Source organism: Cupriavidus sp. 22TCCZM01-5, assembly GCF_057798915.1.
In genome coordinates this window covers 59,635-81,986 of record NZ_JBYOJR010000034.1, presented here as the reverse complement: position 1 = coordinate 81,986, position 22,352 = coordinate 59,635, and the positions used below count along the sequence as shown (strand labels likewise).

Annotated in this window: 20 protein-coding genes; 8 read left to right on the top strand and 12 right to left on the bottom strand. The window is 65.8% G+C overall.

The window, feature by feature from the left end; translation table 11 throughout:
• The first annotated feature begins 76 nt into the window (after positions 1 to 76).
• The gene (locus AC3FNH_RS26025; protein ID WP_488722112.1) at positions 77 to 706 is read left to right on the top strand and encodes an FMN-binding negative transcriptional regulator; all 630 of its coding nucleotides are present in this window, start codon (positions 77 to 79) and stop codon (positions 704 to 706) included.
• Between the two features lie 280 nt (positions 707 to 986).
• Positions 987 to 2,063, top strand: coding sequence for a BON domain-containing protein (locus tag AC3FNH_RS26020; RefSeq protein ID WP_488722111.1), 1,077 nt, complete (start codon positions 987 to 989; stop codon positions 2,061 to 2,063).
• Positions 2,064 to 2,172: 109 nt separating this feature from the next.
• On the opposite strand, the gene AC3FNH_RS26015 is transcribed toward AC3FNH_RS26020, so the two are convergent.
• From AC3FNH_RS26015 to AC3FNH_RS26005, 3 genes are all read right to left on the bottom strand, one after another.
• Complete coding sequence (locus AC3FNH_RS26015; RefSeq protein WP_488722110.1) at positions 2,173 to 2,577, bottom strand: SRPBCC family protein; 405 nt, start codon at positions 2,575 to 2,577, stop codon at positions 2,173 to 2,175.
• A gap of 175 nt (positions 2,578 to 2,752) precedes the next feature.
• Positions 2,753 to 4,123 carry an APC family permease gene (locus AC3FNH_RS26010; protein ID WP_488722109.1) on the bottom strand — a complete coding sequence of 457 codons (1,371 nt, stop codon included), beginning with the start codon at positions 4,121 to 4,123 and terminating at the stop codon, positions 2,753 to 2,755.
• A gap of 115 nt (positions 4,124 to 4,238) precedes the next feature.
• The gene (locus AC3FNH_RS26005; protein ID WP_276101846.1) at positions 4,239 to 5,045 is read right to left on the bottom strand and encodes a lysozyme inhibitor LprI family protein; all 807 of its coding nucleotides are present in this window, start codon (positions 5,043 to 5,045) and stop codon (positions 4,239 to 4,241) included.
• Positions 5,046 to 5,353: 308 nt separating this feature from the next.
• Between AC3FNH_RS26005 and AC3FNH_RS26000 the strand changes: the two genes are divergently transcribed.
• Positions 5,354 to 5,917, top strand: a complete 564-nt coding sequence (locus AC3FNH_RS26000) for a hemerythrin domain-containing protein (RefSeq protein ID WP_488722108.1) — start codon at positions 5,354 to 5,356, stop codon at positions 5,915 to 5,917.
• Between the two features lie 16 nt (positions 5,918 to 5,933).
• On the opposite strand, the gene tolA is transcribed toward AC3FNH_RS26000, so the two are convergent.
• On the bottom strand, positions 5,934 to 6,722 hold the full coding sequence (tolA, locus tag AC3FNH_RS25995; protein WP_276101848.1) for a cell envelope integrity protein TolA: 789 nt from the start codon (positions 6,720 to 6,722) through the stop codon (positions 5,934 to 5,936).
• Positions 6,723 to 6,967: 245 nt separating this feature from the next.
• On the bottom strand, positions 6,968 to 7,138 hold the full coding sequence (locus AC3FNH_RS25990; protein ID WP_276101849.1) for a hypothetical protein: 171 nt from the start codon (positions 7,136 to 7,138) through the stop codon (positions 6,968 to 6,970).
• 310 nt (positions 7,139 to 7,448) lie between these two features.
• Here AC3FNH_RS25990 and AC3FNH_RS25985 point away from each other — a divergent pair, with 310 nt between their 5' ends.
• Together AC3FNH_RS25985 and AC3FNH_RS25980 are read left to right on the top strand one after the other, a co-directional pair.
• Complete coding sequence (locus AC3FNH_RS25985; RefSeq protein ID WP_488722107.1) at positions 7,449 to 8,687, top strand: MFS transporter; 1,239 nt, start codon at positions 7,449 to 7,451, stop codon at positions 8,685 to 8,687.
• Positions 8,688 to 8,690: 3 nt separating this feature from the next.
• Entirely contained in the window at positions 8,691 to 9,416 is a 726-nt protein-coding gene (locus AC3FNH_RS25980; protein ID WP_488722106.1) for a hypothetical protein, read from the top strand.
• Positions 9,417 to 9,446: 30 nt separating this feature from the next.
• Here the strand turns inward: AC3FNH_RS25980 and AC3FNH_RS25975 are convergent, their stop codons facing one another.
• The 5 genes from AC3FNH_RS25975 to AC3FNH_RS25955 all read right to left on the bottom strand — a co-directional run bounded on the left by AC3FNH_RS25975 (position 9,447) and on the right by AC3FNH_RS25955 (position 16,140).
• Positions 9,447 to 10,211: a fumarylacetoacetate hydrolase family protein gene (locus AC3FNH_RS25975; protein WP_488722105.1), complete on the bottom strand. Its 765-nt coding sequence runs from the start codon at positions 10,209 to 10,211 to the stop codon at positions 9,447 to 9,449.
• Between the two features lie 58 nt (positions 10,212 to 10,269).
• Positions 10,270 to 11,718 carry an MFS transporter gene (locus tag AC3FNH_RS25970; protein WP_488722104.1) on the bottom strand — a complete coding sequence of 483 codons (1,449 nt, stop codon included), beginning with the start codon at positions 11,716 to 11,718 and terminating at the stop codon, positions 10,270 to 10,272.
• A 113-nt stretch (positions 11,719 to 11,831) separates the two neighbouring features.
• Positions 11,832 to 13,331, bottom strand: coding sequence for an amidase family protein (locus tag AC3FNH_RS25965; protein WP_488722103.1), 1,500 nt, complete (start codon positions 13,329 to 13,331; stop codon positions 11,832 to 11,834).
• A gap of 80 nt (positions 13,332 to 13,411) precedes the next feature.
• Complete coding sequence (locus AC3FNH_RS25960; protein WP_488722102.1) at positions 13,412 to 14,716, bottom strand: MFS transporter; 1,305 nt, start codon at positions 14,714 to 14,716, stop codon at positions 13,412 to 13,414.
• 203 nt (positions 14,717 to 14,919) lie between these two features.
• Positions 14,920 to 16,140, bottom strand: coding sequence for a pyridoxal-phosphate-dependent aminotransferase family protein (locus tag AC3FNH_RS25955; protein ID WP_276101856.1), 1,221 nt, complete (start codon positions 16,138 to 16,140; stop codon positions 14,920 to 14,922).
• 180 nt (positions 16,141 to 16,320) lie between these two features.
• Here AC3FNH_RS25955 and AC3FNH_RS25950 point away from each other — a divergent pair, with 180 nt between their 5' ends.
• The 3 genes from AC3FNH_RS25950 (at position 16,321) to AC3FNH_RS25940 (ending at position 19,574) form a co-directional block, all read left to right on the top strand.
• Positions 16,321 to 17,049 carry a GntR family transcriptional regulator gene (locus AC3FNH_RS25950; protein ID WP_488722101.1) on the top strand — a complete coding sequence of 243 codons (729 nt, stop codon included), beginning with the start codon at positions 16,321 to 16,323 and terminating at the stop codon, positions 17,047 to 17,049.
• A gap of 99 nt (positions 17,050 to 17,148) precedes the next feature.
• Positions 17,149 to 17,469: a hypothetical protein gene (locus tag AC3FNH_RS25945; RefSeq protein WP_488722100.1), complete on the top strand. Its 321-nt coding sequence runs from the start codon at positions 17,149 to 17,151 to the stop codon at positions 17,467 to 17,469.
• 398 nt (positions 17,470 to 17,867) lie between these two features.
• A complete protein-coding gene (locus AC3FNH_RS25940) occupies positions 17,868 to 19,574 on the top strand; it encodes an ABC transporter ATP-binding protein/permease (protein ID WP_488722099.1) in 1,707 nt (568 codons plus the stop codon).
• Positions 19,575 to 19,601: 27 nt separating this feature from the next.
• Here the strand turns inward: AC3FNH_RS25940 and AC3FNH_RS25935 are convergent, their stop codons facing one another.
• Both AC3FNH_RS25935 and AC3FNH_RS25930 read right to left on the bottom strand, forming a co-directional pair.
• Positions 19,602 to 20,183 carry an HD domain-containing protein gene (locus AC3FNH_RS25935; protein ID WP_276101860.1) on the bottom strand — a complete coding sequence of 194 codons (582 nt, stop codon included), beginning with the start codon at positions 20,181 to 20,183 and terminating at the stop codon, positions 19,602 to 19,604.
• 114 nt (positions 20,184 to 20,297) lie between these two features.
• Complete coding sequence (locus AC3FNH_RS25930; protein WP_488722098.1) at positions 20,298 to 22,097, bottom strand: sulfatase family protein; 1,800 nt, start codon at positions 22,095 to 22,097, stop codon at positions 20,298 to 20,300.
• Positions 22,098 to 22,352: the final 255 nt, after the last annotated feature.

Here is a 22,352-nt window from a genome sequence, read left to right as displayed (position 1 = left end):
TTCCCACCCAACCGGATGCGCGGCACACTTGCGCTCAGCGTCGCGCCGTGACGACGCTCGTTCACAGTGGAGTCCCATGTACCTGCCCGAACAATTTGCCGAGCCGCGCGCCGAAGCCCTGCATCGCATCATGCGCGAGCACGCCCTGGCAACGCTGGTCACCCATACGGCGGCTGGCTTCGATGCCAATCACCTGCCGTTCCTGTTCGACCCCGCCCAAGGCACGTGTGGCGTGCTGCAAGCGCACGTGGCACGGGCCAATCCGGTCTGGCAAGAGGTTGCCGAAGGATCGCAGGTGCTGGTGATCTTCACCGGGGCGCAAGGCTATATCACGCCCAACTGGTACCCCGGCAAGCAGCAGACGCACCGCCGTGTCCCGACCTGGAACTACGAGGTGGTGCACGCCCACGGCACGCTTCATATCCGGGACGACGAAGACTATGTCCGCGGCGTCGTGGCCCGCCTGACCCGGCAGCACGAAGCCAGTCAACCACACCCCTGGAAGATGGGCGACGCGCCCGCCGACTACCTAGCCGAGCAACTGAGCCATATCGTGGGCATCGAGGTCCGCCTGTCGCGGCTCGAAGGCAAGCGCAAGCTCAGCCAGCATCACGAGGCACCGGATCGCGAGGGGGCGATCCGCGGCCTTGAAATGTGCGGGAACCCTGGCCTGGCCCGGGCGATGAAGGAAACCGCGAAGTCCTGACGCTAGCGGTGACGGTCGCACGCCGCGCTTGACGCATGCGTGCCCGGCATCCCTTACATGCTCTGCAATCGTTGCAATGCCTCGGGGGCCACAAAGCCCCCACAAAGCTCCCAAAAAGTCCCCAAAAAGCTCGCATAACACGCCGCGAGCGCCCGCCACGGGGCGACACTGCCACACGGTACGAATCTTGCCGTTTCCTGGATACACGTGCACATGCGCACGCGGGCGCGATCGTGCCGGCCGTGCGCGTTGGGCATTCCCCATCTTTCAGGACACGAGCATGAGTAACTACTACGACGACGAGCGCGAACGCGGCAGGCAGTGGGACGATGACGACTGGCAACCCGAATCGGGACGCGAAACATGGCAATCCGAGCGCATGCGCCGGCGGATGACGCCGGGGCAGACCAGTTATGGCGGACCGGCGCGGCAGAGAGGCGGCGAGCCCGAGGCATACCGCAGGTGGTCCGACGAGCGCTATGGACGCCAGGATACCGACGACAGGTACCGCGAATATGGCGCGGCGCGTCGCCCGGACTACCCGACACGCGGGCGCTATGGTGACCGCTACGGCAGCAGCGACCAGGGAAGCTACGAGACCCAGGCGTCTTACCGCGGCGGCGATCGCGGGGACGAGGGCGGCCGCTATGGCAGCGACCTGCGTGCTGGCATGAACGGTGGCTACGGCTGGGAGCGCGCCAGGGAATGGCGGCGCGATCCGCAGGCCTGGCAGCGCGACGACAGATACGCCGAGCGTGAATGGCGCCGAAGCACGGAACGCGCGCGCGCATCGGACCGCGGCGAGGGCGGCCGGGACACCTACTTCAGCGACCTGCGCAGCGACACCCGCTACTGGACCGATCCGGACGACGAGCGGCTGGAAGACCGGCGCTACGGCCGGCACTATAGCCGTGAAGCGGCGCAGCGGCGCGGCTGGGAGGTCGACAACGGTCGCGACGACAATCGCGACGACGATGAACATGGCACGCTGTACAACCTTGGGCGCCGCATCGGCGAAGCCGTGGGCGACTGGTTCGGCACCTCCGAACGGCACGAGCGTCCCACTGGCCCGCGCGGCTACCAGCGCACCGACGAGCGCATCCGCGACCATATCTGCGAGCGCCTGAGCTACGCGCGGCGCCTCGACGTCAGCGATGTCAGCGTCGATGTCAAGGACGGCGTGGTGACGCTGTCCGGCACGGTGAACAGCCGCAGCCAGAAGTACTACATCGAAGAACTGGTGGATGACACCTATGGCGTCCGCGAAGTCAACAACGACATCCGCGTGCGCCGCGATGCCGGCAGCCCGTCGCAACCGGGCAGCGGCGAGGTGACGGGCAGCACCTGGCGGGCCTGACCCGGGAGCCGGTCGCCGATGCCGCTAATGCGCGGCGTCCCCAGGACCAGGTGCTGGCGCTCCAACGTCAGCCTGGTCCTTGTTGCGCTTCGCCGGCTCGCGTCTGCCGCTAGTGCGCTTCGACATGCTTCTTGAAATTGTTCAGGATGCTCTGCCACCCGCTTTGCTGTTGCTCGACCGGATACTGGGATTCGGCATCGAAACTCACGCGCACCGTAACGCCCTGCGGCGCATCCGAGAATTCAACCTGCGCGGTCCGGTCGCCAAAGGCATACTCGATCAGCTGGTGTTCCACGATCTTCGTGTAGGTTCCCGCAAAGTCGAACCCCATGCTGCCGTCCTTCGCTTCCATCCGCGAGGAGAAGGCGCCGCCAACCCGCAGGTCGACCGTGGCGGCAGTGGTATGCCAGTCGTCGGAAGCGGCATTCCATTGCATGATGTCTGCCGGCGTTGTATAGGCTCGCCACACCTTCTCCATGGGGGCTGCCACGGCGGCTTCTACCTTGATCTTCATAGTCTCCCCTGATTAGTCAATCTTGCTCCCTCATGCGCCCCGCCGGAGATGTCGAGCGGGTGGTGATCGTCTCACCTTCCGAGCTGGTTCAGCGGTGCATAGTACCTCGACTCGCGCCAGTCTGGCACTGTATCCCTGGCGGGTTCCGGGACCGGCGAGCACGGCAAACGGTGACTCATGCCGCGGGCGTCGTCCGGATATTTTTGCCATTCAGCAGCAGCGGGATGGCCCCGATGGCAATGCCTCCCATGCCGACCACATTGGTGACCCAGTCAAAGGTCGGAATGCTGTAGAGCGCGATGAAGAACAGGAATATCCCGCTCGCCGATGGCCAGATGACGTGGCTCACGGCAAGCCACGGTCCGCGCACCAGCATCTTGCGGTAGTACCAGCCACAGGCGAGTCCGGTCAGCCCGAGATAGAAACAGATCTGGAAGCCGATGGCGGTGATCGAATCGTGCAGGATGACGTTGATCGTCGGCAGATAGGACGACATGAACAGCAGCGCGAGTCCCGTGATCCAGATGAAGAAGATCGCGATGTACGGCGTGCGCCAGCGCGGATGCAGGCGCGCAAAGCGGGGATGGAGGGCGCCATCGCGGCTCTTGGCAAAGAGGGTTCGCGTGAACTGCAGGATCTGCGTCTCGACCGTGCCAACCGTGCTCAGCAAGACCGCGATGATCGCGACATAGCCCCACGCGGGCCCGAAGAGCTTCTCCGCGATGGCGAAGATGATGTTGGTGTTGTAGTGCTGGATCTCCGCATCCGACAGGCCGATCAGCGTGATGACGATAAAGACGAGGAAGAACGCCATCAGGAACACCATCGACCAGAACGCGGCACGGCCCGGGATGCGGTTCGCGTCCCGCGTCTCTTCGCTCAGGTTCATGGTCACGTCCCAGCCATAGAAGAAGAAGATCGCCACCAGGGCGCCGTTGGCGAACAGCCTTGGCGAGAATGCGAAGGGCGAGAACCACTCCAGCGAGAACGGGTGTTGCGGCGCGCGCGGGAACATGAAGAAGCTCGCGACGATGATCGCGAGCAGGATGACGCCTTCGATGACCGTCATCAGCACTTGCACGTAGCTGGTCAGCTTGATGCCCTTGACCACGATCGCGCTCACCACCGTGAGCCACGCGGCCGCGATCAGCGTCACGTAGTGCACGTTATTCATCTTTGGCCGGTCGAAGATGAGCAGCGTGGCGTTGGCTGCCGGGATCATGGCGGAAACCATGAACACGCAGCACAGCACCAGCAGCGCCCAGCCGGCAAAGAAGCCCAGCGTGCGCCCGAACACCATGCTCACCCACGAGTAGGAGGTGCCGGCGCTCACCAGGGCGCGGTTCATGTTGATGAATGCATACGCAATGCCGAACATGACGAGACCGCACACCAGGATGCTCGCCGGCGCAAGCGTGCCGGCCGTCCCGATGATCGTCGAAGTCGTGATCTCGACGCTGTAGGCAGGCGCCGTGCCGGCGATGCCCATGATCACCGACTCGACGATGCCCAGCGAATCGGCATTGAGCTTGGAGGGTTCGTCCATGGGCGTGCGACTCGCGGTCGGCATTGATGGACCGACTTTTACTCCGTGCGGGGGGGACTGGCAAGAGGGATGGCGTCCGGCCGGGCGCAGCCCCCGCCCGCCAGCTGGCAGGCGCTCACGAGCGCGCCTGCTTCAGTGCGTCGATGCGCAGGCGATAGCTTTGCAGCAGGCAGGCCTTGTCGCTACACCGGTTACGGGAATCACGAAGCCAGTCGCGCTGATCCGCACGCAGCCGCGCCTTGTTCGCCGATGCCTTCAGCTTCTGCTCGTAAAGTCCCGCCAGCGCCTTATCGGCGCGGGCCAGTTCCGCATCGCCGCAAATCAGCTGGGCGGGAACGGAAATAAGCTGGCTGCAATCAAAACTGCGCATCAACGCTGCCTTTGCCTCGCTTTGCGTTTCCAGCAGCCCCGCCTTGCATAGCCCCTGCAAGGACCGGCAAGCGACATTGCGCCGGACCCACGCCATGTCTTGCGCACCATACTGCTTGACGAACTGATTGATGGCGGCGTGGCTCACCCCGCGTTGCATGGCGTTTGCCGCGATGATCTCGTTGCAAAGCGAGTCCGCTGCGTAGGTCTTCCCGTCGCGCCGGTAGCAGCTGTGAAACCCCAGTTGCCCGCTGCCAACGACGCTGCGTCGCTCGCCGGAAGCAAACAGGATGGAAGCGCAAGCGGACGCGCACCTTGCGTTATCCGGAACGGCAGTATAGACGCGGACCTTGTCCATGGCATCGACCATCCGGAACGCGGCTTCGACATTCCCCCCTGGACTATTCAACACGAGAGGCACAAGTCCCTCGCGATCACGGCCGGCCATCCTGGCGACGGCGAGGAACCGGTCAGCGTCACCGTCCTGGATCTTCCCTGCGCCGATGATCATCTTCAGATCCAGCTGGGGTTGGTGGTAGATCTTGAATTCCATTCCCGACACCACACCCGGGGACACCAGCACGGCGAGACAAAGCCCGCGGAGCCAATCCCGGATCACGAGCCAAACCCCCACGCACTCCACTACTGGGTGCTCAGTGCTGCGCATAGAGTCTCCTCGAAATACGAAGGGAGCGAAGACTGGGAGCCAGCCCGCCATGGACGGCTTCGGAGGGGTGGGGTCATCGGCAGTCCCTTGATCCAGATCAGAATGATCTCCGGATAGAAGCATAGGGTTCAAGCACGAGGCTTCGATACGACGTGGCCTCAAAGGCGACCGAACTTAATCGATGGAGCCCCGCCATGGCCACCGCGTTTTCCACCTGGCATGAAGACCATGTCCATTTCGCCCGGCTGCTTGACCTTCTGGAAAGCCAGGTCATCCTGTTCAACCGGGGGGAGCGGCCTAATTACAGCCTGATGGGGATGATTATCCATTACATGCGAACGTTCGGTGATCGCATTCACCATCCGCGCGAGGATCTTGCCTACGAACGGCTGCTTGAACGGGATCCTGACATGCGCCCCGTGGTCGGCCGTCTCCAGCAGGAGCACCGCGTGATTGCGACAGTCGGCGAAACGCTGCTGGAGCGTCTCAATGAAGCCGAGTGCGACACGATCAGTTCTCGCGCGGCACTGGAGGCGGCCGCGGCCATGTACCTTGTGTATTACCGCAATCATCTCTCGACCGAGGAGCGGTACGTCATGCCGCGCGCGGCGCAGTTGCTGACGCCGGAAGACTGGGATGCCGTCGACACCGCGGTGCCGGCCAGCGCAGATCCGCTCTTCGGGCAGGAGGTCCATCCGCGCTTCGCCAGCCTTCGCGAGCAGATCGAGAGCGAGGCGCGCATGGCCAGCCACGGCTAGAGACCTACGACCGCCGCTACGAGCTACCCTGGTCCTTCGGCCAGAACGTGATCCGGATCTCGGGCGGGGCGACACCGTTCTCGTCGCGCGGCAACGGGTCGGAGAGCGTCACCGCGCGCAGGACGGCGTTGTCCCAGCCGGAATTGCCGCTTGACTTGGCCAGCCTGGCGGACAGGATCGATCCGTCGGGTGCCATGCGCACGGCGACGACGGCGGCCGGATTGCCGTTGATGTCCTCTGCGAAGATGATGTTCGGCTTGACCCGCTGGCGCACGCGCTCGGCATAAGCGGAAGAAGGCTTCCCGGAAGTACCGGTGCCGGTACTCGCGTTGGCCCCCCCCGCCTGCGCGCGCAAGCGCGACAGTTCGCTGGCCCGTTCGGCATTGGCGGCCTGTCGCTGCGCTTCCTGTGCCTCCCGCTGCGCGGCCTTGCGGGCGGCCTCGGCGCGCGCCTGCGCATCGTGCTGCGCCTTCTCTTGTGCCTTTTCCCTGGCCTTCTGTTCGTCCTGGGCCGCGCGCTCGGCCTTGCGCGCCTTTTCCTGCAGCGCGATATCGGCGTTCTCTTGTTCGACCGGCTTCACGCTCGGCGCCGGTTTGACTTCCGGCTGACTCTCGGGCTGACTCTGCACGGCCTCCGGGATGGGGTCCCACATTTCGGCGGAAACCCCTTCCGGCGCCGTGCTGCGCCAATGCACGCCGTAATAAAGCAGCGCCCCCAGCAGCAGGTGCATGAACAAGGCTGCCAGGAAGCAAATCAAGGTCCCCCGTTCCCGCACGGGCTGAAAGGGAAATGCACCGGTCTGCATGGATCACCTGCCTCGCCGCTGTTCGCCGTCGGGATGGCCCGCCATCTCCTACGATGCGACGTGCGCGCCCGGCCAGTCCGGCTTCCGTTCAGGCGATAAAGCAGGACAGGCCCGAAGGGCCGCACCCCCAGACACAAGTACATTCTACGAAGTGCAGCGCAAGAGCGGGAGTGATCCGGATAGCCGGCGAAGCCAGGGCCGGGACCGGTCGCCGGCGCGCCAGGCAGGCCGCCGGCCGGGCGTGGCTATGAAGGGTCTTTGGTGCGAGTGCGGGACACGGCAGCCATGATGCCGAGGCCGAGGATGACCAGGCATGCAATGCCGATATAGACCGAGGCCAGGCCCGCGACCGACAGTCCCCAGGCGATCCCGCCCACCAGCACCAGCAATCCGATCAGATAGAGCGCGAATGACATAAGGTTTCTCCGGCAGTGAGTCGGATAAGGTCAATGTAGATCCCGGTGTATCGCTGGGGCATCGGAGGCAGGCGCGCCGGCGCGTAGGCGGGTTCTGACTTCCGGTGTGCCGCAACCGCCACGCAGGCGCTGCCGCGCGCGCTTTCGCCGGACTGCGTGCGGCGCATCAGGCACTGTCTGCAGGAAATGACGTTTTCCGTCACAATGCGGCCTCGCGCTGCGCCGGAGCGCGCTGGCAACGCATGAGGCGGGACGCAGAATCCCGCCCGCCAGCGAGCAGCGACTGGAACAACAAGACTTCGCGCTCCCCATGACGGCTCCGCACGGCACACCCGATACGCTCCCCGCTTTCTGCAGCAACCCGACCCTCGCGCCCGCCCAAAGCCGCCGCGCCCTGCTCGCGCTCGGCGTGGGCAGCTTCGGCATTGGCACCGGCGAATTTGTGATCATGGGCCTGCTGCCCGACGCGGCGCGCGATCTGGCCATCTCAATCCCGCAGGCCGGCCACCTGATCAGCGCCTATGCGCTGGGCGTGGTCATCGGCGCCCCGCTGCTCGCCGTGCTGGGCGCGCGCTGGCCGCGGCGCAACCTGCTGATCGCACTGATGGCCGCCTTCGCCGCCGGCAATTTCGCCAGCGCGGCCGCGCCCGCCTACGCCTCCATGCTGATTGCGCGGCTGCTGACCGGCTTTCCGCACGGCACCTACTTTGGCGTGGCAGCCCTGGTGGCGGCCGGCCTGGTCGCTCGCGAGCGCCGTGCCCAGGCGGTCGGCCTGGTCATGCTGGGGCTGACGGTGGCGACGCTGGTGGGCGTGCCGATTGCAGCTACCGTCGGCACCTGGCTGGGCTGGCGCGCGGCGTTCCTGATCGTGGGATCCATCGGCGCGCTCACGGCCTGGCTGGTGTGGTGCTGGGTGCCGTTCTTCCCGGGCGATCGCCGCGCGAGCCCCCTGCGCGAGCTGACGGCGTTGCGGCGCAAGCAGGTATGGTTGACGCTCGGCATCGGCGCCATCGGCTTTGGCGGCATGTTCGCCGTATTCAGCTACATCAAGCCCACCATGCTCGAAGTGGCACAGTTGCCGGCAAGCGCCATTCCGGTGGTCCTGGCGCTGTTCGGCGTGGGCATGGTCGCCGGCAACCTGGCCGGGGCCTGGCTGGCGGACAAGGCCCTGACACCGACCATCGGCGGCGTGCTGGCGTGGTCCGCGCTGGTGCTGGGCGCGTTCACCGTGACGGCGCCGCATTCGTGGCTGGCCAGCGCCAATGTGCTGCTGATCGGTACTGTCGTGGCACTGGGGCCGGCGCTGCAGATCCGCCTGATGGACGTGGCAGGCGACGCCCAGACCCTGGCCGCCGCCCTCAATCACTCGGCGTTCAATTTGGCCAATGCGCTGGGCGCCTGGCTTGGCGGCGTGAGCATCGCTGCCGGGCTGGGCTGGACTTCTACCGGCTGGGTCGGCGCGCTGCTGGCGGTGGGCGGCCTGGCAGTGTTTGCCTGGTCGGCGCTGGCCATGCAGCGCGGCGGCGCGACCCTGCCGCAGGCTTCCTGATCCATGCCGCCACGTTCCGCGGACGCCCTGACGTCATTCTTCTGGAGCGGCGACGCCATCCGCAGCCGGAGCGTGAGCGGGATCGTGCTGTCCGGCACACTCGACGTTCCGGAGCCGCCGGCGCGGCTGCTCGCCGATTGGGCCAGGGAAATATCGCGCCATATGACCCTGGACGTGGGAGATGTCGAGGTCATGCCGCTTGCCCGCGCGCGGGCGCGATGGCCCCAGTACTCGCACTGCGTGCGGGCCGTGGCCGACTGGACGAGCAGGCTCGGGCTGCCCGGCGTACTCGCCTCCAGCGAGGTTGCCCTGATGGTCTGCCGCGGCGCGCGGTATCACCACGACGGCGAGCAGTATGGCGGCGCGGCCTTCTGCAACCTGTTCCTGAGCGAAGACAAGGGCCAGGACGTACATTTCCCGGCACTGGACCTGCGCATCCCGCTGCGCCGCGGTACGGCCCTGGTATTCGACACCTGCCAGCCTCACGGCGTGATTCGACGCGGCAGCCATGGCTTTGACGAGGCCGACTTCCCGGGCGACCAGGATTGCACCCAGCTATTCCTGACCTGGGAGCTTCCCATCGAGGATGCCCATGTCGCACGCGCGCTCGATATCGCCTTCGACACCGCCCCGTCCGCCTCGGCCACCATGAGCGAGGAGCAAGTCTGGCTGCATGGCGAACGGGTCAGCGTCCGCCAGGAGTCGGGGCGGTGGCGCCGCGCTGACTAGGCAATCCAGGCCGGGGCCGAGCCGCGCCGGTCAGAACTGGATCGACGCGTGGCCAATGCCGTCGAACTCCGCCGTGACCAGGTCGCCCGCCGCAGCGGGCAGGATCCCCACCCAGGTTCCCGTAGTGACGATGGTGCCTGCCTTCACGCGCTGGCCATGGCTCGTCGCGTGGCGCAGCCAGGCCCCGAGTCCGTACGCCGGATCGCCGAGGGCATGGGTACCCTTGCGCTCGAAGCTTTGCGCGCCAATCCGGACATGGCAGCGTTGCGCCGCCCAGTCGCGCGCCTCGTAAGGACGCCACTCGCCGAGTACGAGCGCGCCGTGTGCCTGCAAGTCCGCAAGCTTCAGCAGCGCCGGCGCATCGGTGAACTGCTGCCAGCGCGAATCCACCACTTCGATCGAGACGGCCATGGCATCCACCAGCGTGGCAGCGCTGTCGCCATCGAGCGCCGCCGCGTCTTCCGGGCTGACCGGGCGTGCGAGACGCAGCGCGATCTCGGCCTCGATGCCGCGCCAGGTGAAGTGCCGGTCCCCGGCCATGGCCGGGCTGCTCCAGACGCCGTCTGCGGGCAACTGCGCGTGCGTCAGCCGGGCCTGCCGCGACGGTCCGCCCGACTTCCAGTAACCGGGGCCGGTCGCGTGCCAGCCCAGCGAGCCGGCGACCGCCGCCTGTACGGCGTAGGCCTCCTCCGGGGTGGCCAGTGCGGTGGCGAAAGCCTGTGCATCGGCGCAGCGTTGTTCGCGGCGAGCGCGGATCAGGGTCTGGGCGACTGCATCAATCTGGATTGCGTTCATGCCGGCAACGGCTCCTTGACGAGAATTCGGGTGGATCGGAAGGACGGTCAGTTGGAAGTCAGGACCTGCTGACGCTGGCCGTGCGCGTGTCGGCGGCCAGTTGCGGCTCGTCTTCCAGCTCGGGTTCGCCCATGGGCCTGCCAAATGTCTCTGGCGCGAACTGCACGCTCAGGGCGAATACGGCGTACATCGCAGCCAGCATGCTGAACATGCCGCCAACGCCGTAGGTTTCGAACACGCGCCCGCTTACCAGCGGCGTCAGCGCACCGGCCAGTGTACCCAGCGCAAGGATGAGCGAGGTGCCGAAGGCGCGTACGTCGGTCGGATACTGTTCGGGCGCGAAGATCCAGATCGAGGTATTCAGCAGCACCACGCAGAACGTAAAGCAGGCGCCGAACAGCAGCACCAGCCCCACGTTGAACGTCAGGAAGCCGAAGCTCAGGCCCGCGGCGCAAGCCAGCCCGGCGCCAAGGGTCAGCACGCGCTTGCGCGGAAAGTGATAGCCGCAGTACGACGCCGCCAACGCACCGAACAGGCTCCCGCTTTGCATCACCATCGTGAACAGCAGGCTTTTCGAGATGGTGTAGCCCTGCGACATCAGGATGGTTGGCATCAGCGTCAGCACGGAAATCTGCGCACCGTACGTCATCGACACCGCGACACCCAGCGCCACCGTACGCCGGCCCAGGCGCCCCTGGAACACATCGCGCAGCCGTACCCTGGCACGGGGCGCCTCGTCCTGGACGGCGTCCCGGATGTACTGCGTCGGCGCACCGCGCAAGGTACCCAGGCGTCCGGAAGCCAGGCCGGAGAGCACACGGTTCGCATCATCGACCCTTCCCTTCGACAACAGGAAGCGCGGGGTCTCGGGGATAAAGCGGCGGTAGAACACGACGAAGATTGCGGGCACTACCAGGCAGCCGAACAGCCAGCGCCAGTTGTCCGGCCCGGGGAACAGCCCGAACACGGCCAGTCCGAACGCAGGTGCCAGCATATTGCCCAGGCCGCCGCTGCCCACGCTGACCAGGCCGACCGCGGTGCCGCGAAAGCGGGTGGAGCACAGCTCGGCAAGGATCGTCACGGCGACCGAAATTTCGCCACCGAGCCCGATGCCGACGATGAAGCGGCCGGCCGCCAGCACCGTATAGTTGGGCGCCAGCGCGCAGATGATCGCACCCAGCGTGAACAGCAGCAGGTTCGCGTTCAGCATGGCGCGACGGCCGTAGCGGTCGGCGATAAAGCCCGATGCCACGCGCCCCAGCGCGGCCGCGCTGAACGTCAGCGTATTGAGAAAGCCGATGTGCGCGACCGATATACCCCATTGCTCGCGCAAGATTGGCCCGACCAGGCCAACGGCGTTCTGTTCGAAGACGTCGAACATCACGCCCAGCATGATCAGGAAGATGATCTTCTTGTGTGCGGCGGTAACGCCGATGCCATCCATTGCCCGGTCGAGTTCGTGCTGCTGGGGCGAACGCGACGATTGAACATTCACTTCTGCGCCCATCTTGTCTCCTCCTCGGAATGAGGTCAGTCACGGTGTGTCCGCAAACTTGCCGCCGGCATCGTTGACCGGCTTTGGAATAGAGCAGTAAGGAAAGTACGGCTGTCGGCGCGGGGCTATGTCAGCGCCGGCGCGCACAGCGGTGGCCGGCGCGCGTCCAGGGCGTGCTCCGCCGCATGCGCCAGCCGCAGCAACACGGCTTCCGAGAATGGCCGGCCGAAGAACTCCAGCCCGACCGGGACGCCTTGCGGGGCGTTGCCATCCGGCTCGGAGAAGCCTGCCGGGATGACGATGGCCGGGAAGCCCGTGGCGGACGCCAGCACGCCATTGCGCTCGGCCTGGGCCTGGCCCACCGGCACGACCAGGCGGCGCTGGTGCGGAAACGCCAGCGCGTCGAGACGGTGTACCGCCATCAGCCCGAGGATGCGATCGCGCAAGGCCTGCTGGCGTTGCAGCCGCTCGCGGTATTCGGTCTCGTTGCCCGCCAGCGCCATGGCGCTCTTCAGCGTGCCGGTGACGCCGGGATGCACGCTTCCTGCAGTGATCATGTCTGCCATCGAGCGGACCGGCACGGCGGCCGGAACGCCGGCAAGGTACGCATCGAGATCGCCCTTCATCTCGTACAGATGCACCAGCGTGTCCGCCAGCAGCGCGTCGGGATGGATCGCTTCTTCGATCTCGACCAGCTCGGCGCCGCGAGCGTCGAGGGTGGCAAGCGCCCGCTGCATGACGGCATTGACGGCGCGATGCCCGGGCCCCTCGCCAAAGAAGGCGCGCAGCACGCCAATGCGTGCGCCCCTGAGCCCGTCAGGGTCCAGCGCTTCGGCGTAGCTGCGCGGCATATGCGGCTGCGCCTGGCGGGTCGCCGGGTCGCCCGGGTCGTGGCCGGCAATGATGTCGAGCAGGACCGCCGCATCGGCCACGGTACGCGTGATCGGCCCGATGGTGTCCTGCGTCAGCCCGCACGGGACCAGCCCGGTACGGCTGACCAGCCCCATGGTCGGGCGCAGGCCGACGAGGTTGTTCGCCGAAGCGGGCGAACGGATCGAATTGATGCCATCCGTGCCGATGCCCAGCAGGCCCAGGTTGGCCGCGATGCCGGCGCCGGTGCCGCCGCTGGAGCCGCCCGGCGTGCGTGTCAGGTCATACGGATTCAGGGTCTGCCCGCCCAGCGTGCTGACCGTCTCTCCGCCCGAGGCAAGCTCGTGCAGGTTGGTCTTGGCCAGCACGATGGCGCCAGCCTCGCGCAACCTGCGGACGATGAATGCATCCTCCCGCGCGAGATTGCCCTGCAGGCAGCGCGCGCCCGCGGTCGTCTCGATGCCGGCGCATTCGATGTTGTCCTTGATCAGCACCGGAATACCATGCAACGGCGCAAGCGGCACGGACGGGCTTGCCGCGGCATGCGCATCCAGCTGGTCGGCTTCCGCCAACGCCTGCGGATTGAGCTGCAACACGCTGTTGATGCGGGGGCCGCTCTTGTCATAGGCCGTAATCCGGTCCAGGTAGGCCTGGACCAGCTGGCGCGCGGTGAGCCGGCCAGCGCGCATGGCGGCATGGATGCCGGCCACGGTGGCCTCCAGCACGCTGATGCCTGAGTCGGGGGATCGATTCATGTCTGTATTCCTTGCGTCCGGGACAGCGGACGCCGGGGGGTTGATTCCTTGGGGGAGCGGCACGCCGCTCCCCGCCTGCGCTAACGGTTGACCAGCTTTGCCGGCAAGGTCCAGATCGCGAACGCGCCAAGGATGAGCATGCCCGCGATCATGTAGTACGCGCTCCTGCCGCTCTGGGTCACGTCACGGAGATACCCGATCATGTAGCCGCTGGTAAAGCCGGCCAGGTTGCCGATCGAGTTGCTCATGGCAATCGCCGTGGCCGCCGCCGCGCCGCTGAGGAAAGCGGTGGGCAATGACCAGAACAGCGGCGAACAGGTCAGGATACCGGCCGCGGCGATCGACAGGAACACCAGCGACAGTGCCGTGCTGTGCATGATCCAGGGCAGGGCCAGGAAGCCGATGGCGCCCATCATGCAGGGCACGATCAGGTGCCAGCGCCGTTCCCGGTGTTTATCTGCGCTCCTGGCGAAGAAGTACATGGTGATGATCGCCGCCACATACGGGATCGCGCTGAGCAGTCCGATATGCAACGGGTCGGAGACGCCTGTCGACTTGATGAACGTGGGCAGCCAGAGCGTGATGCCGTACTGGCCGGTGACATAGCAGAAGCAGATCAGGCTGATCAGCCAGACCCGCGGGTCGGTGAAGACCTTGCCGACGCGCGCCTCGGGGCCTGCCGCCTTGTTGTCCTCCGCCTTGGCCCGTTCGAGCACCTGCTTCTCGTCCTCACTGAGCCACCTGGCCTTGGCGATGGAGCTGTCCAGGTACCAGAAGCAGGCCAGCCCGAGCAGCACGGCGGGCACGGCTTCGATGAAGAACATCCACTGCCAGCCCGCCCAGCCCGCAATGCCGCCCATGCTACCCATCAGGAAGCCGGACAGCGGGTTGCCGATGATGCCCGACAGCGGCGAGCCCATGCAATAGATCGCCATGATCTTGGCGCGGCGGTGCGACGGGTACCAGCACGACAGGTAGTACACAATGCCGGGAGTGAAGCCCGCTTCGGCCAGGCCCAGCAGGAAACGCAGGGTGTAGAAGGCGGTCGGGGTCTTCACAAAGACGAAGCAGGCGGACAGCAGCCCCCACGTCACCATGATGCGCCCGATCCACACCTTGGCGCCGAACCGGTGGAGCGCAAGGTTGCTCGGGATCTCGAACAGGAAGTAGCCGATGAAGAAGATGCCGGCGCCAAGGCCGTAGACGGTTTCGCTGAAGCCAAGATCGTGCGACATCTGGAGCTTGGCAAAGCCCACGTTGACCCGGTCGAGATAGGCAATAAGGAAGCAAAGCATCAGGAACGGTACCAGGCGCCAGCTTACCTTGCGATAAACCGCGTCTTCGTACGAACCTACCTTTGCCCCGGCCTGCAGGGTAGTTTCCACAGCGTCTCCTTTTGTATGGTCAGGTACGTCAGTGCTGCCGCGCCGATCCTGAATCGATCAGTGCTGTGTGGAACGGGCCTGTACCGCCGGGGCCTGCGCCCGCGTGCGTGCCGCGATGCCGGCACCCCGCTTGCTGCCACGCCCTCCCCGGCCCTGGCATGCGAACGGGTGCGCGCCGCGGGCGCGGGACCCGGCGGCCGGCGTCAGGCGGCGGCCCGCAGCGGCAAGGGGCTCGCGTGGGCCGCGAGATAGTCCATGGCCGCGGCCACGCCGCTGGCGGCCACCGGAACGCCCGACAGCTTCAGCCCCATCTCGCAACCTGCAAGCGTGGCCATCAGCGTGAGATCGTTGCAGTCGCCGAGATGGCCGATGCGGAACATGCGGCCCTTCATCTTGCCCAGCGCCGCGCCGAGCGACATGTTGAAGCGGTCGTAGATGACCCGGCGCACCGCGTCCGCATCGATGCCATCGGGCATCATCACGCCGGTCAGCACCGGGCTGTAGACCGACGGGTCGGCGCACTGGATCTCCAGGCCCCACGCACGCACCGCGCGGCGGCAAGCCTCGGCCAGGCGCTGGTGGCGCGCGAACACGTTGTCCAGCCCTTCTTCCAGGATCATGTCCAGCGCTTCCGACAAGCCGTAGAGCAGGTTCGTGCTCGGCGTGTAGGGCCAGTAGCCGGTCTGGTTCATGGCGATGATCTCTTCCCAGTCCCAGAAGCTGCGCGGCAGCCGGGCCGTTTTGGCGGCTTCGAGGGCCTTCGGCGAGACGGCGTTGAAGCTGATGCCCGGCGGCAGCATCAAGCCCTTCTGCGAGCCGGAGACGGTCACGTCCACGCCCCACTCGTCATGGCGATAGTCGGCGGAAGCCAGCCCGGAGATGGTGTCGACCATCAGCAGGGCCGGATGCCCGGCCGCGTCAATGGCCTTGCGCACGGCGGCGATATCCGACGTGACGCCCGTCGAGGTTTCGTTGTGCACCACGCAGACAGCCTTGATCGCATGGCCGCCGTCCTGGCGCAGGCGGGCTTCGATCAGGTCGGCCTGCACGCCGCGGCGCCAGCCCTCGATGCCCGGCAGGCCTAGGAATTCCGGACGCAGGCCGAGCTTCTCGGCCATCTTCTTCCACAACGTGGCGAAGTGGCCGGTCTCGAACATGAGCACGGTATCGCCGGGGCTCAGCGTGTTGGACAGCGCCGCTTCCCACGCCCCCGTCCCGGAGGCCGGATAGATCACAACCGGTTGCTCGGTCTTGAAGATCTTGCGGATGCCCGCCAGCACCTTCAAGCCCAGGGCGCCGAACTCGGGCCCGCGATGATCAATGGTCGGGTAGCTGATGGCGCGCAGGATACGGTCCGGCACCGGGCTCGGTCCGGGGATCTGCAGGAAATGACGGCCGGCGGGATGGAAGTCCAGTTTCAGCATTTACTCCTCCTGTTGAATTTTGCATTCAAAATACTTTAGCAGGCGGAGACCGAAAGGGAAGCCGTCGGGAACCACAAAACAGAGCGGTGTTTACCCCGATTCATCAGGGACTTGCGTCCTGTCGGCAGTGTGCTAGGCGTCTGATAGAATTCCCGGAAAACGACCGTCGTTGGACTTTGCATGCAAGATCCCATTTCTTCCGGCGAACCTTCCCTTGCTTCCGTGCTCCCCAAGGTCGAGCGCCAACGCCTGCATGACACGGTGGTGAATCACTTGCGCAACTTCATCGTGGAGGGCGTGCTGAAGTCCGGCACCAAGCTCAACGAGCGGGAGCTGTGTGAAACGCTCGGCATCTCCCGAACGCCGCTGCGCGAGGCGTTCAAGGTGCTGGCGGCCGAAGGGCTGATCGACATCTCGCCCAATCGCGGCGCCTCGGTGGCAAGCCTGTCGCCGACCGAGATCCTGGATACCTTCGAGCTGATGAGCGGCCTCGAGGCCCTGTCGGGCGAACTCGCGTGCGAACGCATCACGCCCGTGGATCTCGCCGAGATCAAGGCCCTGCACTACGCCATGCTGGCGTGCCGCGCGCAGGACGACCTGTCGGGCTACTACAGCTACAACCGGCAGATCCACGACCGCATCAACCAGGCCGCGCGCAACAGCGCGCTGCGCCAGACCTACCTGGCCGTGAACCGCAGGCTGCAGGCCCTGCGCTTCCGCTCGAACTTCCAGAAATCGAAGTGGGACAGTGCCATCCGCGACCACGACGAAATGCTGGTGGCGCTGGAAGCCCGGGACGGCAAGCGCCTGGCGGCGATCCTGCGCCAACACCTGCTGGACAAGCGCGACGCGGTGCTGAACATGCAGGCGGCGGAGGCCGAGGCGGCATCCGCGGCGTCAAAGACCTGAAGCCGGCGACCGCCTGCGGGGATCCGCGAGCGGACCGGCGATGGCCACCACGCGGGCCTGCCTCACAATCCGTTACAACCTCGTCTGCGCGGAGCCCCTATGCTCTCGCCCGCATGTGGCCAGTGGTGGCCATTGCGTGACGAGGAGAACGCAATGAGGAGGATCCAGGTATTGGGTCTGGTGGCGTCCGTGGCGACGCTGTTGTGTGGCGGGGGCAACGCGCTCGGCCAGCAGGTCGTGGGCGGCATGGGCGAGCCAGTTCATATGGGTGCGTTCGGTGCCCACGCGGACAGTCTTCCCGCGAAGCGCAATCCGGCAGCGATGCCATCGGCCAGGACACGGCGCAAACCCAACCCTGAAATGCCCGGCGCGCAGTCGCGGCAAGTGACACCAACCTTGCCCGGAAGGCATCTGCGCTAGTCTGCGACGCGCGCGCTCTGGGCACTACAATCATTGCCGCAATCTGATCGGGGGCCGGCAGAGAAAGCGGCCTCGCCGAGCAAAGCCCGGTCCCGGCGACTCCCTGCGCAAGAGGTCTGACAAGCTCAAGGTATTCGGCATGCATCGGGCACTGATATCGCATGCCATGACCTATCATGAGGAACGGTCAGTCTTTTGCACGGGGCGGCAGGCAACAGCGCACCGATGCAATCCGGTTGTGACGGGGCCCGTTCGGTTGCCGGGCCAGGCTGCCAAAGACGTGTGCAATGCCGGCAAGGTTCGCTGGCATGTGAAATGCGTGGTCACAGGCTAACGGAGGCCTGAGCCGTGGCAGGTCTGTCCTGCCCCGCCCCAGGCCTTGCCAACACGACACGGTCATGTCAACGCGCGGCGCCAACCTGTGGAAGCGGTTCCTGGACATCGCCAAGCCATATTGGCTATCGCGGGAAAAGTGGCGGGCGTGGGCGCTCATGTTAATCCTCATCTGCCTGCTGCTGGGCCAGACCTGGACCAATGTGCGCTTCAACGAGCAAACCGGCGAGTTTGCCTCGGCACTCGCGGCCGGAGACGCCGATCGCTTCTGGTATGCCATCGAGATCTTCGTCTATGTGCTGATCGCGGCGGTCCCCGTCTACGCCCTTTTCTACTACACGCGTAACCGGCTGTTCATGCAGTGGCGGTCCTGGATGACGCATCACTACCTGAACAAGTATTTCGGCGGCTGCGCCTTTTATGCGCTGAACGCCAGCACGGCCATCGACAACCCTGACCAGCGAATCTCCGAGGACATCAGCACCTTCACCCAGCAGTCCTTGTACTTTCTGCTGCTGATGCTGGGCTCGTTGCTGCAGCTGATTGCCTTCAGCGGGGTGCTGTGGTCGATCTCGCGCGAGCTTGTGGTGTTCCTGGTGCTCTACGCGGTCTGTGGCACGGTGGTTTCAGTACTGTGCTTCGGCAAGGTGCTGATCGGGCTCAACTTCTACCAACTCAAGCGCGAGGCCGACTTCCGCTTCAGCCTGATCCGGGTGCGCGAGCATGCGGAGTCGATCACCTTCCATCGCGGCGAGCAGCATGAGTTCCATCATGTACGCGGCCGCTTCCTGCATGTGTTCGCCAACTACAACCGCCTGAACCGCTGGCAGCTCAATCTCTACCTGTTCCAGTATGCCTATTCGTTCCTGACGCTGATGCTGCCCAGCGTCATCGTCGCCAACCGTGTGCTGGATGGCGAACTGGAAGTCGGTGCCGCGATCCAGGCCGCGGGTGCCTTCGCCGCCGTGCTGGCGGCGCTGACGGTCATCGTCGACAACTTCGAAAGCCTGAGCCGCTTCGTGGCGGGCGTGGACCGGCTGGCGACGTTCGCTTCGACGCTGGCGCACACGCGCGTGCTGCGCCGCAAGCCCGGCAGCCAGGTCCAGCGCCGGCGGGGCGACACACTGTCGCTGCAGCACCTGACCCTGCACACCCCCGACTATGACCGTACCCTGCTGAAGGACCTTACCGTGACCGTAGGGCCCGGCCAGAGCCTGCTGATCGTCGGGCCCAGCGGTGGCGGCAAGAGTTCGCTGATGCGGACCATCAGCGGCCTGTGGAACAGCGGCAGCGGTTGTATCGTGCACCCCGAGCCCGAGCAGATGCTGATCCTGCCGCAGCATCCGTACATGGCCGTTGGCAACCTGCGCTGCCAGTTGCTGTATCCGAACCACCACGAGCGCCGCACACCTGATGCCGAGCTGTTGAAGCTGCTGGAGATGGTCAACCTGCCCGACCTGGCAGAGCGCCTCGGCGGCCTGGACGCGGAACTGGACTGGGGCAAGGTCCTGTCGCTCGGCGAGCAGCAACGCCTGGCATTCGCGCGCCTGCTGCTGGCGCGTCCGCGCTACGCCCTGCTCGATGAAGCTACCAGCGCGCTCGACGCTGGCAACGAGGCCAGGCTTTACAGCCAGCTCGCCGCCGGCCATACGACCATCGTCAGCGTCAGCCACCGCCCGACCCTGCTCAAGTATCACGTCCAGGTACTGGAGCTGTGCGGCAACGGCGAGTGGCAGCTCCATCCGACGAACGAATACCGTTTCGCCTGGTAGGGGGTAATGGCAGTACGGGCGGGAGCCCTATGACTTGTCGAAATACGCCTGGATCAGCCTGGCGGACGCTTCCCAGAGTGCGGGGGCGCCGCGCTCGATCGGCGGCCGGTAGCGCGCAAGAGCCTGTGCCTCGGTGACCTGGCACTCCACCCAGCTGCCGCCTCCTGTTGCGGCGTTATGGAGCAGTGGCTGAAAGCGGTCCAACGCTTTCGCAAACCGGGCGTCATCGCTTTCGCCCGCCTCGAACTCGCTCCAGAGGCCGCGAAACTCCGTCGCCTGCGCATCCGGCAACAACGAAAAGATTCGCTCGGCCGCCTGCTGCTCCAGTTCCGCCTGGCCGGCGCGCGCCGACGGGTCGTGGAACGGAACATCGCCGGCATCGATCTCCACGATATCGTGGATAAGAAGCATCTTCACGACGCGCACCACGTCAACCGGCGCGGCCGCATGCTCCGACAGGACGAGGGCATACATGGCGAGATGCCACGAATGTTCGGCGCTGTTTTCGCGGCGCGACTGATTGATCAGCGGCGTCATGCGCACGACGCTCTTCAGTTCGTCGATCTCTCTGAGGAAGGAAAGCTGGCGTTCAAGGTTGGCAAGGTTCACGTTGAATGCAGATGGCTTGGGGGACTCCTCGCGGAGTTTAGCAGCCGCCTGCCGGGGCATGCCGGAGCGCCAGCGAATCTCCCGCGGCTCCTGAAGCCGGGGCACGCAGCCAGATCACGCGCCTGCCATCGTTTCCGCCGACACCTCCCATCCCGCATCGATGCCTCCCGGCAGCATTTGCCCGCGATCCTCCCCGACCTCAGTGTCGATCAGCCGGTTCAGCTTCTCGTTCATGGCAACGATAAGTTCGCGATTGGGCTTGCCACCGGCCGCCAGGTTCACCAGCTCATGCGGGTCGGTATGCAGGTCGTACAGCTCGAGGTCGTTGAACCGCGTGAGATCCTCCAGCATCGTCGGCCGGTTGTGCTGCTTCGGCGAGAAGTAGCGCGCGAAGCTGTAGCGGCCGTCGTACACGGCGCGCACCGCGCCGCGTTTCATGAGATCGGGTCGGATGCCCGCGCTCTTGATCTGGTCCGGCTTGCCGCCGTTCTGCACGAACGCCGTGGCCTTGAGCAGGAAGTCGCCGTCGAGGTAGGCCAGCATGTTGTAGCAGAACAGCGCGCCGTCACGCACGGCAGTCACGTCGGCCGTGCCGGGCGCGGCCAGCAGGCCCGACAGGTCCTTGCCCGGCAGCCCCTTGAGCAGGCGTGCACGCTGCTCCGCGGGGCTTCCCGTCATGGCGACCACGGTAGGCACGATATCCACGTGCGAAGTCACCGCGCGGCACTGCCCGCCGCCGCGATGGGCGGGATGCGCGATCACCAGCGGCACGTTGTTCTGCTCGCGGTAAGAAACCGCCCCCTTGGCGTGAAGCTGGTGCGCGCCGTCCATGTCACCGTGATCGGAGGTCATGATGACGATGGTCTTGTCCGTCAGGCCCGCCGCATCGAGTTCCGCGAGCACGGCTGCAAGATTGCGGTCCACGTCCCGCATGCAGTTCAGGTAGTAGTTGTGCCGCCGGCGCCAGCGGCCGGGCTCGTTTGGTATCTCGCCGACCAGCGCGTCGTGCGAGCGCAGGAAATCGCGATGCGCGGGCGGGCGGCCAGGCGCATCCAGCGCCTGGCCGTGGCTCGCCGGCAGCTCGAATTTCCACTGCTTCGCGTAGAGCGGATCGAGCGGGTCCCTCGCCACGTGCGTGATGCCGCGCTGCGTCTGCACCGGCGAGTCCGGCGGATCGGTGTCGTAGAACATGACGTCGTGAGGATTCACGAGATTGACCGCGAGGAACCACGGCTTGCCCTGCGCGGCCAGGTCGCGTCCCTTGCTGCGCAGCCAGCTCGTGCTCATGGCGGCAATCACGCCATCGTGGTTATATCCGCCGCGAGTGTGGGCAATGATGTCGCCGATGCCGACATAATCGGAGAAGCCGTATCCTTCCATCTCCGCGGTAAAGATCCTGGTCGGCGTGCCCAGCTTGTTGACCGTCTCGAATTCCTTGGCAAGGTGCCACTTTCCCTTGTAGGCGGTGTAATAGCCGGCTTGCCGCAGCAGATGTCCCAGTGTCGGGATCTCCGTCGACATGCTCGTGATCCACGGAAAGTTGGTGTTGTCGAACATCCGCGTGTGCTGGATATGCTGGCCGGTGTAGATCACCGAGCGCGATGGCGTGCAGACGCAGGAATTGATGCGATGGTTCACGAAGGTGGTGCCGCGCTTCATCAGGCGCTGGTGTGCCGGCAGCTCGAACCCGGCCGGCAACTCGCCCGGACCGAAGAAGCGCTCCTGGTCGACGAGAATCAGCAGGATATTGTAGGGGCCCGCCCCCTGCCCACCCTGAGACTGGCGCGCGTCACCGGACGCCGTTGCCGCGCTTGCACTGCCCGCATCGAGACCCGCCGCCACGGCGCTGGCCCCTGTAACCCGCAGGAAATCCCGCCGGCTCAACCGGGCGCCCTGCCGTTCGTCGTTGCCCATGGGTTCCCCTTATGAGGTAGCAGCGGCCAGATGGTACGCCCCGGCGCGCGATCGCAGTTGCGCGGTAGCGCAGGCTTTGGCAACTGGACGCCGCCAGTCTAGCAACGGCGGAACGGGTCCTGTGTTGGCTGGCGCACCGATGCCGGCGCCGTCGGGATCGCATGCTGGCGTGCCGATGGCGCCGGTTGCTATAGCATGTCCGTCTCGCTTGTTAGAAAGCTCGCCGCCCCGGGGAGTAAAGATCGTGCCTGGAGG

Excerpts from the sequence above, each read along its gene's own strand:
- AC3FNH_RS26025 (WP_488722112.1), top strand. The coding sequence starts at position 77 with ATGTACCTGCCCGAACAATTTGCCGAGCCGCGCGCCGAAGCCCTGCAT.
- AC3FNH_RS26020 (WP_488722111.1), top strand. The coding sequence starts at position 987 with ATGAGTAACTACTACGACGACGAGCGCGAACGCGGCAGGCAGTGGGAC.
- AC3FNH_RS26015 (WP_488722110.1), bottom strand. The coding sequence starts at position 2,577 with ATGAAGATCAAGGTAGAAGCCGCCGTGGCAGCCCCCATGGAGAAGGTG.
- AC3FNH_RS26010 (WP_488722109.1), bottom strand. The coding sequence starts at position 4,123 with ATGGACGAACCCTCCAAGCTCAATGCCGATTCGCTGGGCATCGTCGAG.
- AC3FNH_RS26005 (WP_276101846.1), bottom strand. The coding sequence starts at position 5,045 with ATGGAATTCAAGATCTACCACCAACCCCAGCTGGATCTGAAGATGATC.
- AC3FNH_RS26000 (WP_488722108.1), top strand. The coding sequence starts at position 5,354 with ATGGCCACCGCGTTTTCCACCTGGCATGAAGACCATGTCCATTTCGCC.
- tolA (WP_276101848.1), bottom strand. The coding sequence starts at position 6,722 with ATGCAGACCGGTGCATTTCCCTTTCAGCCCGTGCGGGAACGGGGGACC.
- AC3FNH_RS25990 (WP_276101849.1), bottom strand. The coding sequence starts at position 7,138 with ATGTCATTCGCGCTCTATCTGATCGGATTGCTGGTGCTGGTGGGCGGG.
- AC3FNH_RS25985 (WP_488722107.1), top strand. The coding sequence starts at position 7,449 with ATGACGGCTCCGCACGGCACACCCGATACGCTCCCCGCTTTCTGCAGC.
- AC3FNH_RS25980 (WP_488722106.1), top strand. The coding sequence starts at position 8,691 with ATGCCGCCACGTTCCGCGGACGCCCTGACGTCATTCTTCTGGAGCGGC.
- AC3FNH_RS25975 (WP_488722105.1), bottom strand. The coding sequence starts at position 10,211 with ATGAACGCAATCCAGATTGATGCAGTCGCCCAGACCCTGATCCGCGCT.
- AC3FNH_RS25970 (WP_488722104.1), bottom strand. The coding sequence starts at position 11,718 with ATGGGCGCAGAAGTGAATGTTCAATCGTCGCGTTCGCCCCAGCAGCAC.
- AC3FNH_RS25965 (WP_488722103.1), bottom strand. The coding sequence starts at position 13,331 with ATGAATCGATCCCCCGACTCAGGCATCAGCGTGCTGGAGGCCACCGTG.
- AC3FNH_RS25955 (WP_276101856.1), bottom strand. The coding sequence starts at position 16,140 with ATGCTGAAACTGGACTTCCATCCCGCCGGCCGTCATTTCCTGCAGATC.
- AC3FNH_RS25950 (WP_488722101.1), top strand. The coding sequence starts at position 16,321 with ATGCAAGATCCCATTTCTTCCGGCGAACCTTCCCTTGCTTCCGTGCTC.
- AC3FNH_RS25945 (WP_488722100.1), top strand. The coding sequence starts at position 17,149 with ATGCTCTCGCCCGCATGTGGCCAGTGGTGGCCATTGCGTGACGAGGAG.
- AC3FNH_RS25940 (WP_488722099.1), top strand. The coding sequence starts at position 17,868 with ATGTCAACGCGCGGCGCCAACCTGTGGAAGCGGTTCCTGGACATCGCC.
- AC3FNH_RS25930 (WP_488722098.1), bottom strand. The coding sequence starts at position 22,097 with ATGGGCAACGACGAACGGCAGGGCGCCCGGTTGAGCCGGCGGGATTTC.